This is a genomic window from Saccharopolyspora kobensis, from assembly GCF_900108315.1.
In the GTDB taxonomy this organism is placed as follows: domain Bacteria; phylum Actinomycetota; class Actinomycetes; order Mycobacteriales; family Pseudonocardiaceae; genus Saccharopolyspora; species Saccharopolyspora kobensis.
Genome location: NZ_FNVB01000002.1, coordinates 379,422 through 393,397, shown reverse-complemented (window position 1 = coordinate 393,397; position 13,976 = coordinate 379,422). Strand labels below are relative to the sequence as shown.

General features: G+C 71.0%; 15 protein-coding genes. 13 read left to right on the top strand and 2 right to left on the bottom strand.

The features are described 5' to 3' along the window. Positions 1-110: 110 nt before the first annotated feature. Positions 111-1,190, top strand: a complete 1,080-nt coding sequence (locus tag C4T78_RS01725; RefSeq protein WP_093345875.1) for a glycoside hydrolase family 172 protein — start codon at positions 111-113, stop codon at positions 1,188-1,190. Between the two features lie 66 nt (positions 1,191-1,256). Here C4T78_RS01725 and C4T78_RS01720 read toward each other — a convergent pair whose 3' ends face one another. Continuing rightward, positions 1,257-2,195: an MBL fold metallo-hydrolase gene (locus tag C4T78_RS01720; protein WP_218161426.1), complete on the bottom strand. Its 939-nt coding sequence runs from the start codon at positions 2,193-2,195 to the stop codon at positions 1,257-1,259. A 147-nt stretch (positions 2,196-2,342) separates the two neighbouring features. On the opposite strand from C4T78_RS01720, the gene uvrC reads away from it, so the two are divergent. The 9 genes from uvrC (at position 2,343) to C4T78_RS01675 (ending at position 11,584) form a co-directional block, all read left to right on the top strand. Beyond that, on the top strand, positions 2,343-4,322 hold the full coding sequence (uvrC, locus tag C4T78_RS01715) for an excinuclease ABC subunit UvrC (RefSeq protein WP_093345880.1): 1,980 nt from the start codon (positions 2,343-2,345) through the stop codon (positions 4,320-4,322). After that, positions 4,315-5,190 (top strand): RNase adapter RapZ, encoded by an 876-nt coding sequence (gene rapZ, locus C4T78_RS01710; protein WP_093345882.1) that lies wholly within the window; start codon positions 4,315-4,317, stop codon positions 5,188-5,190. Before uvrC ends, rapZ begins: the two co-directional genes overlap by 8 nt. Next, positions 5,187-6,155 (top strand): gluconeogenesis factor YvcK family protein, encoded by a 969-nt coding sequence (locus C4T78_RS01705; protein WP_093345885.1) that lies wholly within the window; start codon positions 5,187-5,189, stop codon positions 6,153-6,155. Before rapZ ends, C4T78_RS01705 begins: the two co-directional genes overlap by 4 nt. After that, positions 6,146-7,132, top strand: a complete 987-nt coding sequence (gene whiA, locus C4T78_RS01700) for a DNA-binding protein WhiA (protein WP_093345887.1) — start codon at positions 6,146-6,148, stop codon at positions 7,130-7,132. The genes C4T78_RS01705 and whiA overlap by 10 nt, the downstream gene beginning before the upstream one ends. Positions 7,133-7,490: 358 nt before the next feature. Then, positions 7,491-8,501, top strand: a complete 1,011-nt coding sequence (gap, locus tag C4T78_RS01695; protein ID WP_093155462.1) for a type I glyceraldehyde-3-phosphate dehydrogenase — start codon at positions 7,491-7,493, stop codon at positions 8,499-8,501. Between the two features lie 266 nt (positions 8,502-8,767). Beyond that, positions 8,768-9,970 (top strand): phosphoglycerate kinase, encoded by a 1,203-nt coding sequence (locus C4T78_RS01690; protein ID WP_093345890.1) that lies wholly within the window; start codon positions 8,768-8,770, stop codon positions 9,968-9,970. Between the two features lie 2 nt (positions 9,971-9,972). After that, positions 9,973-10,758 carry a triose-phosphate isomerase gene (tpiA, locus tag C4T78_RS01685; protein ID WP_093155464.1) on the top strand — a complete coding sequence of 262 codons (786 nt, stop codon included), beginning with the start codon at positions 9,973-9,975 and terminating at the stop codon, positions 10,756-10,758. A gap of 192 nt (positions 10,759-10,950) precedes the next feature. Next, positions 10,951-11,184 carry a preprotein translocase subunit SecG gene (gene secG / locus C4T78_RS01680; protein WP_093155681.1) on the top strand — a complete coding sequence of 78 codons (234 nt, stop codon included), beginning with the start codon at positions 10,951-10,953 and terminating at the stop codon, positions 11,182-11,184. A 55-nt stretch (positions 11,185-11,239) separates the two neighbouring features. Then, the gene (locus C4T78_RS01675) at positions 11,240-11,584 is read left to right on the top strand and encodes an RNA polymerase-binding protein RbpA (protein WP_093155466.1); all 345 of its coding nucleotides are present in this window, start codon (positions 11,240-11,242) and stop codon (positions 11,582-11,584) included. 103 nt (positions 11,585-11,687) lie between these two features. Here the strand turns inward: C4T78_RS01675 and C4T78_RS01670 are convergent, their stop codons facing one another. After that, positions 11,688-12,164, bottom strand: coding sequence for a MarR family winged helix-turn-helix transcriptional regulator (locus tag C4T78_RS01670; RefSeq protein ID WP_093345892.1), 477 nt, complete (start codon positions 12,162-12,164; stop codon positions 11,688-11,690). Between the two features lie 26 nt (positions 12,165-12,190). Between C4T78_RS01670 and C4T78_RS01665 the strand changes: the two genes are divergently transcribed. From C4T78_RS01665 to C4T78_RS01655, 3 genes are all read left to right on the top strand, one after another. After that, on the top strand, positions 12,191-12,994 hold the full coding sequence (locus C4T78_RS01665; RefSeq protein WP_093345895.1) for an alpha/beta fold hydrolase: 804 nt from the start codon (positions 12,191-12,193) through the stop codon (positions 12,992-12,994). Positions 12,995-13,095: 101 nt separating this feature from the next. Further along, positions 13,096-13,476 carry a YciI family protein gene (locus C4T78_RS01660; protein WP_093345897.1) on the top strand — a complete coding sequence of 127 codons (381 nt, stop codon included), beginning with the start codon at positions 13,096-13,098 and terminating at the stop codon, positions 13,474-13,476. 71 nt (positions 13,477-13,547) lie between these two features. Continuing rightward, on the top strand, positions 13,548-13,961 hold the full coding sequence (locus tag C4T78_RS01655; protein ID WP_093345900.1) for a YciI family protein: 414 nt from the start codon (positions 13,548-13,550) through the stop codon (positions 13,959-13,961). Positions 13,962-13,976 lie beyond the last annotated feature (15 nt).

Genomic DNA, 13,976 nt, shown 5'->3' with positions numbered 1-13,976 from the left:
GCGGGCCCTGATTAGGTCGATCGGCTTGCCCTTCCCGGGAAAGCACCGCCCTGTCGATCTCCGTGGTAGAAGGGATCGAGGAGACGCACATCACCTCTGGGGAGGCGGTTTTGGGCGGTTACGGAGATTTCGGCAGCAGTTTGCGCGACCTGCCCCGGTTGCGGAGCAGCAGGCGCGGCCGGGTGTCCAGCTGGGACCAGACCGGCGGCAACACCGACAACTTCCGCATCGAGCCGGGGCAGACCCGGGAGCTGGCCGACATCCAGGGCCCCGGCGTGATCACCCACATCTGGTGCACCGTGGCGCTCGACCACGTCGGCAAGCCCGCCGAGCTGGAGGGGGACTACCTGCGCAGGCTCGTCCTCAAGATCACCTGGGACGACCAGTCGCAGCCGGCCGTGCTGGTGCCGCTGGGCGACTTCTTCGGCATGGGCCACGGGCTCAGCGCCAACTTCGTGTCCGCGCCGCTGCAGATGAGCCCGCAGGACGGCAAGGGCTTCAACTGCTGGTTCGCCATGCCCTTCGCCGGGCGCGCCCGGTTCGAGCTGATCAGCGAGATGAGCGTCAAGCCGGTGACGTTCTACTTCTACATCGACTACGAGACCTACGCCGAGGCCGATCCGGAACTGGGCTACTTCCACGCGCAGTGGCGGCGGCAGAACCCCACCGACGGCGTCGAGCAGGGCGACCAGACCAACGAGGAATTCCTCTTCGGCGGCACCAACATCGGCGGCGAGGGCAACTACGTGATCCTGGAGGCCGAGGGCCGCGGGCACTACGTCGGCACCGTGCTCAACGTGCACAACCTCCGCCACACCAGCGAGTGGAACTGGTACGGCGAGGGCGATGACATGTTCTTCATCGACGGCGAGGCGTGGCCGCCGCGCCTGCACGGCACCGGCACCGAGGACTACTTCAACACCGCGTGGTGCCCCACCCAGCAGTACCAGGCGCCCTACCACGGCCTGACCATGCCGGGCGGCCGGAACTGGAGCGGCCAGGTCTCCTACTACCGGTTCCACGTGGAGGACCCGGTGGTGTTCGACGAGTCGATCCGGGTGACCATCGAGCACGGCCACGCCAACAAGCGCTCCGACGACGTCTCCTCGACCGCCTACTGGTACCAGACCCTCCCGGCGCTCCCGGTCACCCTCGCCCCGGTCCAAGACCGCATCCCCCGCCCCCTGTGACCCAGCGGTGAAGGGCGCCTTCTGGCACGCACTCGCCCGGAGGCGCCCTTCACCGGGAGAAAACGATCAGACGGCGGTGCGGAGAGGACCGCCGTTGTAGGCGACCGCGTCCGCGAAGGCCGCTGCGAGGTCGACCTCGGTGTCGTCGGCGTCGGCGTAGGCGCGGTGCAGGTTCAAGACGATGCGCTCGGGGTCCGGCCAGCTCGCGAACTCGCCGAGATCGCAGCGCCGGGCCGCTTCCAGCGGGGTGAGGCCGTCGGTGCGGGCCTGGCGGGCGGTGTCCAGGACGAAGCGGTAGTAGCGGGCCTGGTCCTCCAGCACGCGCGGGAACGAGGTGCCGGGCAGCACCGGCCCGTGGCCCGGGACCACCGTTCTCGCGCGGAAACCCGCCAGCCAGTCCAGCGATTTCAGCGCGCCTTCCACCGATCCCATGAACACCAGCGGGGTCACGCCGTGGAAGATCAGGTCGCCGGTGAACAGCACCTCCGCGTCCGGCACCCACGCCACCACGTCGCCGGAGGTGTGCGCGGGATGCCCCGGGTGGTGCAGTTCGATCCGGCGTCCGCCGACGTGCAGCACCAGCGAATCCTCCAGCAGCACCGAGGGAGCGCGGTGCTCGGTGATGCCCCACTCCGGTGTCGGCGCCCACACCGGCGGCGGGTCCCGCAGAATCGTGTCGGCGAGGATGCCGTCCCGCGTCGACGGGTGTCCGATGAGGACGGTCGAGTCCGGCAGCAGCGCGTTGCCGTGCGTGTGGTCGCCGTGCAGGTGGGTGTTCACCGCGAACCGGATCGGCACGTCCCCGCCCGCCGCGCGCACGGCGTCCAGGAAGCGCTGCGTGCGCCGCGCGGTCGCGCAGGTGTCCACCAGCACCGCGCCGTCGTCGCCGAACACCGCCCCGGCGTTGTTGATCCACCAGCTGCCGTCGGGCTGGACCCACGCGTGCACTCCGGGGGCGACCTCGGACAGGGCCCCGCGATCGGGATGGGCGTTGTCGGTGTTCACGGCTGACCTCCCGCCTGCTCGTGGGGAAGCGCGCGGCCTCCCCGGGCCGATCATGGTCGTGGAAGACCAGTGTGCCCCGCCGTGCGCGCCGGTGGTGCCTCCCGCACCGAGATCCAGGCAGTCGGACCACGCACGTAGGGTGGTGGGGTGGCCGATCCGTCCACCTACCGACCCGCTCCCGGCACGATCCCGGACGCCCCCGGCGTTTACCGGTTCCACGACGCCGGTGGCCGGGTGATCTACGTCGGCAAGGCGAAGAGCCTGCGCAGCAGGCTGTCGTCGTACTTCGCCGACCTGGCCGGGCTGCACCCGCGCACCCGCCAGATGGTCACCACCGCCACCGGGGTGCAGTGGACCGTCGTCGGCACCGAGGTCGAGGCGCTGCAGCTGGAGTACTCCTGGATCAAGGAGTACGACCCGAAGTTCAACGTCCGCTACCGCGACGACAAGTCCTACCCGGTGCTCGCCGTGACGCTGCACGAGGAGTACCCGCGGCTGCACGTCTACCGCGGCCCGCGCCGCAGGGGCGTGCGGTACTTCGGCCCGTACGCGCACGCGTGGGCCATCCGCGAGACCCTCGACCTGCTGCTGCGGGTGTTCCCGGCGCGGACCTGCTCCGGCGGGGTGTTCAAGCGGCACTCCCAGATCGGCAGGCCGTGCCTGCTCGGCTACATCGGCAAGTGCTCGGCGCCGTGCGTCGGCCGGGTCGACGCCGAGGAGCACCGCACCATCGTCGAGGACTTCTGCGACTTCCTGGCCGGGCACACCGACCAGCTGATGCGCAAGCTCGACAAGGAGATGCAGACCGCCTCCGCCGAGCTGGAGTTCGAGCGAGCCGCCCGGCTGCGCGACGACCTGGAGGCGCTGCGGCGCGCGATGGAGAAGCAGGCGGTGGTGCTCGGCGACGGCACCGACGCCGACGTCGTCGCATTCGCCGAGGACGAGCTGGCCGCCGCCGTGCAGGTCTTCCACATCCGCGGCGGTCGGGTGCGGGGTCAGCGGGGCTGGGTGATCGACAAGGTCGAGGAGATGGACACCGAGGCGCTCACCTCGCAGTTCCTCACCCAGTTCTACGGCGAGCAGGCGTCGCTGGCCGACCAGGCCGACGCCGGTGGCACGCCGGTCCCGCGCGAGGTGCTGGTGCCGCAGCTGCCCGGCGACGCCGAGACGATCGCCGGCTGGCTCAGCGAGCTGCGCGGCAGCCGGGTGAGCCTGCGGGTGCCGCAGCGCGGCGACAAGCGGGCGCTGATGGAGACCGTCGAGCGCAACGCCAAGGAGGCCTTCCAGCAGTACAAGCTGCGCCGCGCCGGTGACCTGACCGCGCGCTCGGCGGCGCTGCAGGAGCTGCAGGAGGCGCTGGCGCTGGACACCGCGCCGCTGCGCATCGAGTGCATCGACGTCAGCCACGTGCAGGGCAGCGACGTGGTCGCCTCGCTGGTGGTCTTCGAGGACGGCGTGCCGCGCAAGTCCGAGTACCGCCGCTTCGAGGTCCGCGAGGGCGCCGAGGGCGGCGACGTGGGCTCCATCGACGAGGTGGTGCGCCGCCGCTTCCACCGCTACCTCAGCGAGACCGGCAAGTCCGCCGAGGCCGAACCGTCGGCCGTCGACCCGGACACCGGCCGCCCGAAGAAGTTCGCCTACCCGCCGAACCTGCTGGTCATCGACGGCGGCGGCCCGCAGGCCAACGCCGCGGCCGACGCGCTCACCGAGATGGGCATCACCGACGTCGCGGTGATCGGCCTGGCCAAGCGCCTGGAGGAGGTGTGGCTGCCCGCCGATCCCGACCCGGTGATCCTGGCGCGCACCAGCGAAGCGCTCTACCTGCTGCAACGGGTCCGCGACGAGGCGCACCGCTTCGCCATCGCCTACCACCGCAAGAAGCGCGGCAAGCGCATGACAAGCTCCACATTGGACGCGATTCCGGGACTGGGCGAGACCCGCCGCACGGCGCTGCTCAAGCACTTCGGTTCGGTGCGCAAGCTGCGCCAGGCCGGGGTGGAGGAGATCGCCGCGGTTCCCGGGATCGGCCGCCGCACCGCCGAGACCGTGCACTCGGCGCTGGCGGCGGACGGGGGAGCCGGGCAGGGCCCGGTGACGGAGAACGCTGAAGGGGAGAGCAGTGACTGAGGAGTCGGGCATCGAGGTCGCCGTCGTCAGCGGCCTGTCCGGAGCGGGCCGCAGCACCGCGGCCAAGTGCCTGGAGGACCTGGGCTGGTTCGTGGTGGACAACCTGCCGCCCGAGCTGATCGCGACCATGGTGGAGCTGGGGGCGCGCTCCAGCGGCGCGATCACCCGCGTCGCGGTCGTGATGGACGTGCGCAGCCGTGCGTTCACCGAGGACCTGGGCGCGGTGATCAAGGACCTGGACGCCCGCGGCTACAAGCCGAAGGTGCTGTTCCTGGAGGCCACCGACGAGGTGCTGATCCGCCGCTTCGAGGGGGTGCGGCGCAGCCACCCGCTGCAGGGGGAGGGGCGGCTGGCCGACGGCATCGCCGCCGAGCGCTCGCTGCTGTCCCGGCTGCGCTCCGAGGCCGACCTGGTGCTGGACACCTCGAACCTGTCGGTGCACCAGCTGCGGTCCAAGATCGAGGACGCCTTCGGCACCGAGGCCAGCACCCGCACCCGCGTCACGGTGCTGTCCTTCGGCTACAAGTACGGCCTGCCGATGGACGCCGACCTGGTGATGGACTGCCGGTTCCTGCCGAACCCGTTCTGGATCCCCGAGCTGCGCGAGTTCAACGGCCTCGACGACGAGGTCCGCAACTACGTGCTCGGCCAGGAGGGCGCCGAGGAGTTCCTGCAGAGCTACCAGCAGCTGCTGCGGCTGGTCGGCGCCGGCTACCACCGGGAGGGCAAGCGGTACCTGACGCTGGCGCTGGGCTGCACCGGCGGCAAGCACCGCAGCGTCGCGCTCACCGAGGAGCTGGCCCGCCGCCTGGCCGAGGACGACGGGATGATGGTCAAGACGGTGCACCGGGACCTGGGGCGCGAGTGAGCGAGGAGCTGCGCGCGGTCGCCCTCGGCGGCGGGCACGGCCTGCAGGCCACGTTGTCGGCGCTGCGCCGGATCACCTCCGACGTGACGGCCGTGGTGACGGTGGCCGACGACGGCGGTTCGTCCGGCAGGCTGCGCCGCGAGCTCGGTCTGCTGCCGCCCGGTGACCTGCGCAAGGCGCTGGCCGCGCTGTCCGACAGCGATCCCGACGGAGAGCTCTGGTCGACGGTGTTCGAGCACCGCTTCGGCGGCAGCGGCGCGCTGGCCGGGCACGCGGTGGGCAACCTCGTGCTGGCCGGGCTGCTGGAGGTGCTCGGTGATCCGGTGCGGGTGCTCGACCAGGCCTGCCGGCTGCTCGGCGTGCGGGGCCGGGTGCTGCCGATGTCCACCGAGCCGCTGGACATGTCCGCCGACGTCGTCGGGTTGGACTCCGATCCGGACGCGGTGCGGACCATCCGCGGCCAGGTCGCCATCGCCAGTACGCCCGGTCGGGTGAAACAGGTGAGTTTGCAGGCGGCCGGTGGGGCCCGCCCGGCAGCCTGTCCGGAAGCGGTCGAGGCGGTGCTCTCGGCCGATTTGGTGCTGCTCGGGCCGGGTTCGTGGTTCACCAGCGTGCTGCCGCACCTGCTGGTCCCGGAGTTGCACGAAGCGCTGGTGCGCACCACCGCGCGCCGGTTCGTGGTGCTAAACCTGGTTCCGCAGCCCGGTGAGACGGCGGGCTTCTCGCCCGAACAGCACCTGGACGTACTCTCGCAGCACGCGCCGCGGTTGCGGGTCGACGCCGTGCTGGCCGACGCGAACTCGGTCCCCACCCCGGACCGGCTCCGCGCCGCGGCTGCCGAACTGGGTGCGCGGACCCTGCTGGACGAGATCGCGGCACCCGCCGTGCCGGGACGGCACGATCCGCAGGCGCTCGCGAAGAGCCTGCGGGCCGCACTGGAGAGGAGGACGGACCGGTGGCGATGACCGCGGCGGTCAAGGACGAGTTGAGCCGGTTGTCGGTGACCAAGACGTGCTGCCGACGAGCTGAGGTTTCCTCGTTGCTGCGCTTCGCCGGCGGGCTGCACATCGTCGCCGGCCGGGTGGTGGTCGAGGCCGAGCTGGACAGCGGCTCCACGGCGCGCAGGCTCCGCAAGGAGATCCACGAGCTGTTCGGGCACCAGTCCGACGTGCACGTCATCACCTCCGGCGGGCTGCGCAAGGGCACCCGCTACGTGGTGCGCGTGGTGCGCGACGGAGAGGGCCTGGCCCGGCAGACCGGGCTGCTGGACCCGCGCGGCCGACCGGTGCGCGGGCTGCCCGCGCACGTGGTCTCGGGCGGGGCCTGCGATTCCGAAGCGGCCTGGCGCGGCGCGTTCCTGGCGCACGGCTCGCTGACCGAGCCCGGGCGATCCTCGTCGATGGAGGTCACCTGCCCCGGCCCGGAAGCGGCGCTGGCGCTGGTCGGCGCGGCCCGGCGGATCGGTGTGGCGGCGAAGTCCCGCGAGGTGCGCGGCGCGGACCGGGTGGTGGTCCGCGACGGCGACGCCATCGGCGCGCTGCTGACCCGGCTCGGCGCGCACTCCAGCGTGCTGGCCTGGGAGGAGCGGCGGATGCGCCGCGAGGTGCGGGCCACCGCCAACCGGCTGGCCAACTTCGACGACGCGAACCTGCGCCGCTCGGCGCGCGCGGCCGTGGCGGCGGCGGCCCGGGTGGAGCGGGCGCTGGAGCTGCTGGGCCCGACGGCACCGGACCACCTGCTGGTCGCGGGCCGGCTGCGGCTGGCGCACCGGCAGGCCTCGCTGGAGGAGCTCGGGCAGCTGGCCGACCCGCCGATGACCAAGGACGCGGTGGCCGGCCGGATCCGCCGCCTGCTGGCGATGGCCGACAAGCGCGCTCGCGAACTGGGCGTTCCGGACACCGAATCCGCCGTAACCGTGGAGATGCTCGAAGCCGACGCGTGAGCAGCGGGCTTCGGGCCGGTCGATCAGCGCGGGTCGCGGTGTGAAGGCTTCCGGCGGAACTGGGAACGGGTGCGGGGATATCCACAGTTTCGTCGGGAGCCGTGCTCCGGCTTGAACCGGTGCAGAGATTCCGATCACGGGCGCACGACCCGCAGGCGTCCCGTTCTGGTGCCTTTGACCAGCTGTGATGCGGGTGTTCCGGGCACCGCGGGGGTCCGGTGGTGATCACCGCCGATCCGGTGGGTGAGGCGCCTCGCCCGCCCGCGTGCGACGGCCCCGATGGCAGATAGGGTGAAGTCGAGACCATCCACCTCACCCGCCGCGCCGTCGGCCGGGTCAGTCACGAGGAGAGATCGGCGTGACCGTTCGCGTAGGCATCAACGGCTTCGGTCGGATCGGGCGGAACTTCTGGCGGGCTGCCACCGCCAGCGATCACGACATCGAGATCGTGGCCGCCAACGACCTGGGCGATGTCGCGACCATGGCCCACCTGCTGAAGTACGACAGCATCCTCGGTCGCCTCGACCAGGAGGTCAAGGTCACCGGTGAGGGCATCGAGGTGGGCGGCAAGCTCATCAAGATCCTCGCCGAGCGCGACCCGGGCAAGCTGCCGTGGGGCGACCTGGGCGTCGACGTCGTCGTGGAGTCCACCGGCTTCTTCACCAAGGCCGAGGACGCCCGCAAGCACGTGGACGAGGGCGGCGCGAAGAAGGTCATCATCTCCGCCCCGGCCAAGGGCGAGGACCTGACCGTGGTGCTGGGCGTCAACGACGACAAGTACGACGGCTCGCAGACGATCATCTCCAACGCCTCCTGCACCACCAACTGCCTGGCCCCGATGGTCAAGGTCCTCGACGACACCTTCGGCATCGAGCAGGGCCTGATGACCACCATCCACGCCTACACGCAGGACCAGAACCTGCAGGACGGCCCGCACAGCGACCTGCGCCGCGCCCGCGCCGCCGCGATCAACGTGGTGCCGACCGGCACCGGTGCGGCCAAGGCCATCGGCCTGGTGCTGCCGGAGCTCAACGGCAAGCTGGACGGCTACGCGCTGCGCGTCCCGGTGCCGACCGGTTCGACCACCGACCTGACCGCCACCGTCCGCAAGGAGGCCTCGGTCGAGGCCGTCAACGAGGCGTTCAAGGCCGCTGCCGCCGAGGGCAAGCTCAAGGGCATCCTCAAGTACAACGAGGACCCGATCGTCTCCAGCGACATCGTCACCGACCCGCACTCGACGATCTTCGACGCGCCGCTGACCAAGGTCATCGGCAACCAGGTCAAGATCGTCGGCTGGTACGACAACGAGTGGGGCTACTCCAACCGCCTCGCGGACCTGGTCGGCCTGGTCGGCAAGAAGCTTTCCTGATAGTCAGGGCTCGTTCTGCGCAGCGGTGCGGGCGGCGGAACCTCAGAAGCTTCCTCGGCTGCGGGACCCCGGACTTGAGCGCGAACCAGTGCGCGGCGTCTGGGCCGTCCTCGCGAGAAAGCTCCTGTGAACCCGCGGCGGTGCCGGTTGCGCAGGTGGGCCGAGCGGCTCCGCCGCTCGCGAGGAACGGTTTCTGAAGGCCCGCACGAGCCGCAAGGCGATCTCGGCTCGTGCGGGCCTTGCTCATCACTGTGTAGGAGCAGAGCGTGAAGAACCTCGACGATCTGCTGTCCGAGGGCGTTCGGGGTCGGCGTGTTCTGGTGCGCGCCGACCTCAACGTGCCGCTGGACGGCGAGAAGATCACCGACGACGGCCGGGTGCGCGCCTCCCTGCCGACCATCCGGAAGCTGACCGAGGCCGGTGCCCAGGTGGTGCTCACCGCGCACCTCGGGCGGCCGAAGGGCGAGCCGGACCCGCAGTTCTCCCTGGCCCCGGTGGCCCGCCGGCTCGGCGAGCTGCTCGGCACCGACGTCCCGCTGGCCGGTGACCTGGTCGGCGACTCGGCGAAGTCCGTGGTCGCGGGCCTGACCGACGGTTCGGTGGCGCTGCTGGAGAACGTGCGCTTCGACGCCCGCGAGACCAGCAAGGACGACGCCGAGCGCGGTGCGCTGGCCGACGAGCTGGCCGCGCTGGTCGGCCCGGACGCGGCCTTCGTCTCCGACGGCTTCGGCGTAGTGCACCGCAAGCAGGCGTCGGTCTACGACGTCGCCGAGCGGCTGCCCGCCTACGCCGGTGGCCTGGTGCTCGCCGAGGTCGAGGTGCTGCGCACCCTGACCGGCGACCCGAAGCGCCCCTACGCCGTGGTGCTGGGCGGCTCGAAGGTCTCCGACAAGCTCGGCGTCATCAAGGCGCTGCTGCCCAAGGTCGACAAGCTGCTCATCGGCGGCGGCATGGCCTACACGTTCCTGGCCGCGCAGGGCCACGGCGTGGGCACCTCGCTGCTGCAGGCCGACCAGATCGAGTCCACGAAGCAGCTGCTGGCCGAGCACGGCGACAAGCTGGTGCTGCCGGTCGACGTGGTGGTCGCCGACCGCTTCGCCGCCGACGCCGAGCACCGGGTGGTGGCCGCCGACGAGATCCCGGACGGCTGGATGGGCCTGGACATCGGCCCGCGCAGCGTCGAGCTGTTCGCGGGCATCCTCCGCGATTCCGCCACGGTGTTCTGGAACGGCCCGGCGGGCGTGTTCGAGTTCCCGGCGTTCGCCGAGGGCACCCGCGGTGTCGCGCAGGCGATCGTCGACTCCGACGCCTTCAGCGTCGTCGGCGGTGGTGACTCGGCCGCCGCGGTGCGCACGCTGGGGCTGCCGGAGGACGGCTTCTCGCACATCTCCACCGGTGGCGGGGCCTCGTTGGAGTACCTGGAAGGCAAGGACCTGCCCGGTGTGGCCGTCCTGGAAGGTGAGCGCTGAACATGGCCAGGACGCCGCTGATCGCGGGCAACTGGAAGATGAACCTGAACCACCTGGAGGCCATCGCCCTGGTGCAGAAGGTCGCCTTCGCGCTGCCGGAGAAGTACTTCGCGAAGGTCGAGGTGGCGGTGCTGCCGCCGTTCACCGACATCCGCAGCGTGCAGACCCTCGTCGACGGGGACAAGCTGCTGCTCAAGTACGGCGCGCAGGACATCTCCGCGCACGAGTCGGGCGCCTACACCGGTGAGGTGTCCGGCCCGATGCTGGCCAAGCTGGGCTGCACCTACGTGGTGGTCGGCCACTCGGAGCGCCGCGAGTACCACGGCGAGACCGACGAGCTGGTCAACAAGAAGGTCCGTGCTGCGCTGAAGAACGGCCTGTCGCCGATCCTGTGCGTCGGCGAGCAGCTGGAGGTGCGGGAGGCGGGCGGTCACGTCGAGCACTGCACGACGCAGCTGATCAACGCGCTCAAGGGCCTCAAGACCGAGCAGGTGCGCGAGGTCGTGGTGGCCTACGAGCCGGTGTGGGCGATCGGCACCGGCAAGGTGGCCACCGCCGCCGACGCGCAGGAGGTGTGCGCGGCGATCCGCGCGGCCCTGGCCGAGAAGTACGGCAAGGAGATCGCCGACGAGGTGCGGGTGCTCTACGGCGGCTCGGTGAAGTCGAGCAACATCGGCGACCTGGTCGGCCAGAGCGACGTGGACGGCGCGCTGGTCGGCGGCGCGAGCCTCAACGGCGACGAGTTCGCCAAGCTCTCCGCGATGGCGGCGGGCGGCCCGCTGCCGTGATCCTTCCGGGTGAAGGGCGCCTCCGGGCGGGCCTGCCGTTCGGTGGCGCCCCTCACCGCTTTCCGCACACCCCTGGGATGATCCGGGTGGAGCAGTGTGGGAGCGTGCGGGTGGCAATCGGTGGACAGTGGTCAACTCGCTGTCGGCGGCCCGGTACGCTTGGTCGCGAACCGCTGTGCGAACGAGGACGTGATGACTCTTTTCCTGCAGATCATGTTGATCGTGACGAGTGTGCTGCTGGTGCTGCTGGTGCTGCTGCACCGGGCCAAGGGCGGTGGCCTCTCCTCGCTGTTCGGCGGCGGTATGCAGTCCAACCTGGCCGGTTCCAGCGTGGCGGAGAAGAACCTCGACCGGATGACGTTGTTCGTCATGGCGCTGTGGGTCATCTCCATCGTCGGGGTCGGCCTGTTGATCAAGATCGGTTGATCGGTCGGCACGCCAGCCGGTCGACGACCCAGGGCCGCTTGGTGGGTGAGGATGGATGACTGGTGGTAACGCCATTCGCGGCACGCGGGTGGGCTCCGGTCCCGCGGTGGGCGAATCGGAGCGGGGGGAAGCCGCTCCGCGCAAACGCGTCGACTACTGGTGCAGCAACGGGCACCACAGCCGGCCGTCGTTCGCCATGGACGCCGAGGTGCCGGAGGAGTGGGACTGCCCGCGCTGCGGACTGCCGGCGGGCCTGGACCAGGAGAACCCGCCTTCGGCGCGGCGCAACGAACCGTACAAGAGCCACCTCGCGTACGTGAAGGAGCGCCGCAGCGACGCCGACGGGATGGCCATCCTGGAGGAAGCGCTGGCGAAGCTCCGCGAGCGCAAGGGGCGCTGAAGTCAGGAGAACCGGGCCGGGTGAGTGATCACCCGGCCCGGTTCTTTTGCGTGGAAGTTCCCAGGCGCGTTCTGCGCGGCGTCGCCGACCGGGTCGAAGGAGCTCAGCGGGCGCCGTCGGTTTCGGGGACGGCGGCGAGCATGTGGCGCAGGACGCGCAGCGTCGTCTCGATGTCGGCTTCGGTCAGGTCACCGCCGACGCGGCCCATGGTTTCGTGCTCGCGCCGCTGCAGGGCGTTGATCGCCGCTCGGCCCGCGTCGGTGAGGTCCACCAGCGATGAGCGCCGGTGCGCGGGGTTCGGCTTCAGCACCACGAAGTCCTGCTCCAGCGCGTCGTTGACCATGCGCTGCACGAACTGCCTGCTCAGCTCCAGGGTTCGCGCGATCTGCGGGACGGTCTCGGCGGTGCCTGCCAGCTCGAGCCTTTCCAGCACCGCGCGGACGCCGATGGACAGGCCGTTGCGGGGGCTGTCGTGCTCGACCAGGCGCGCGACCCGGCGGTAGAGCGGGCCGAGGACGGCGTAGACCTCGGCCAGTCGCGGTCCCAGTTCGTCCGGCGGGAGCGGAGAGTTGCCAACCATGGTGTCATTATGACACCTTGGTTGCCATGAACACCATCGACATCACGAAGATCCCCGTCCCCGGCGGTGAGCTGCACGTCGAGGTGGTGGGCTCGGGCCCACCGGTCGTCATGCTGCACGCCGGTTTCTTCGGCGCCGGGATGTGGGACGAGCAGCTCGACCTGGCCGCGGACCACCGGCTGATCCGCTACGACGCGCGGTCGCACGGGCGCTCCAGCACCCTGATGGCCGACATGCACCCGCACGAGGACCTGCTGGCGGTGCTGGACCACTTCGAGCTCGAAAGCGCCTCCCTGGTGGGCAATTCCATGGGCGGGCTCACCGCGTTCATGTTCGCCCTGCAGCATCCGGAGCGGGTGGACCGGATGGTGCTGTTCGGGCCGGGCGTGCCGCCGGTGGAGTTCCACGACCCGTTCGTGCTGGACCGCTACCGGGAGCAGGAGGCGGCGAAGGAGGCGATGGACGCCGACGGGTTCGTCGAATCCCTCATGCGCCTCGCGGTGGACGGCCCGCACCGCGAGCCCGACCAGGTCGACCCGGAGATCCGGCGGCGCTGCTGGGAGATGGCGATGACCACGATCACCGCCCACCACACCGCGACCGGTCGCCAGCTGGAGGTGGACGTGCGCAGCCGGCTGGAGGAGATCGCCACGCCGACCGTGCTGGTGGTCGGTGAGCTGGAGTCCACCGACCTGCACCGGATGGCCGGTGAGGCGGCGCGCCGGATGCCGAACGCGGAACTGGTCGAGTTCGCCGACTGCGGGCACATGACGAACATGGAGCGGCCGCAGCGCGCCAACGACCTCATCCGGCGGCACCTGGCGGGTTGAGCCGCGAAAGTCCGCGGGACGTGTCGATCTCGGGGTCGCCCGCTCGATGCATCGGTGAGCGGCCGGGCGGACCGGCCGCCACCGACAGGGAGGGCCCCGAGATGAGATTCCTGATGGCGGTCATGGCCGGAGCCGGTGCGCCGGGACCGGCGGACGTCGAAGCGATGGGGGACTACAACGAGACGCTGGTCCGGGCGGGCGTGCTGCTGGCCGGTGAAGGCCTGCACCCCAGTTCCGAGGGGTTCCGGACCGAGCTCGCCCCGGGTGGCGGGCGAACCGTGGTGCGCGGGCCGTTTCCCGGCACCGAGGAGGTGATCGCCGGGTTCTGGGTGCTCCAGGTGCGCTCCCGCGAGGAGATGGTCGAGTGGGCCAAGCGCTGCCCGGCACCGGTCACCGTGCTGCAGGTGCTGGCGGTCGAGGACTTCCCCGGCGCGGCGCGGGAGGACTGGCCGACTGCGCAGATCCGCGAGTTCACCGGTTGAAACCGCCTCGCTGCTGGTAGAAAACGGGCACCGACCGCACCAGAGCGGCGGACGATCAGGAAGCGACTGCGATGCGATACATGATGATCGTGAAGTCCACCCCCGAGACCGAGAACGGCGCGATGCCGAGCCCGGAGGAGCTCAAGGCGATGGGGGACTACAACGAGGAGCTGGTCAAGTCCGGCGTGCTGCTGGCCGGTGAGGGCCTGCACCCCAGTTCGGAGGGCTTCCGCACCGAGATCGCCACCGGCGGTGGCCGATCCGTGGTGGACGGGCCGTTCACCGAGGCCAAGGAGCTGATCGCCGGGTTCTGGCTGCTCCAGGTCCGCTCCCGCGAGGAGGCCGTGGAGTGGGCCAAGCGGTGCCCGGAGCCGGTCGAGGTGCGGCGCGTGTTCGAGGCCGAGGACTTCGAGATGTCCGAGGAGGAGGCCGAGCGCGAGGCCAACCTGCGCGCGCAGGTCCGCGAAGCGGGCGGAATCGCCTGACCAGGTGTGCTGAGA

What these genes read in the sequence shown, in the direction of transcription:
- tpiA (WP_093155464.1), top strand. Translation starts at nt 9,973, where the DNA reads ATGGCCAGGACGCCGCTGATCGCGGGCAACTGGAAGATGAACCTGAAC.
- secG (WP_093155681.1), top strand. Translation starts at nt 10,951, where the DNA reads ATGACTCTTTTCCTGCAGATCATGTTGATCGTGACGAGTGTGCTGCTG.
- C4T78_RS01675 (WP_093155466.1), top strand. Translation starts at nt 11,240, where the DNA reads ATGACTGGTGGTAACGCCATTCGCGGCACGCGGGTGGGCTCCGGTCCC.
- C4T78_RS01670 (WP_093345892.1), bottom strand. Translation starts at nt 12,164, where the DNA reads ATGGTTGGCAACTCTCCGCTCCCGCCGGACGAACTGGGACCGCGACTG.
- C4T78_RS01665 (WP_093345895.1), top strand. Translation starts at nt 12,191, where the DNA reads ATGAACACCATCGACATCACGAAGATCCCCGTCCCCGGCGGTGAGCTG.
- C4T78_RS01660 (WP_093345897.1), top strand. Translation starts at nt 13,096, where the DNA reads ATGAGATTCCTGATGGCGGTCATGGCCGGAGCCGGTGCGCCGGGACCG.
- C4T78_RS01655 (WP_093345900.1), top strand. Translation starts at nt 13,548, where the DNA reads ATGCGATACATGATGATCGTGAAGTCCACCCCCGAGACCGAGAACGGC.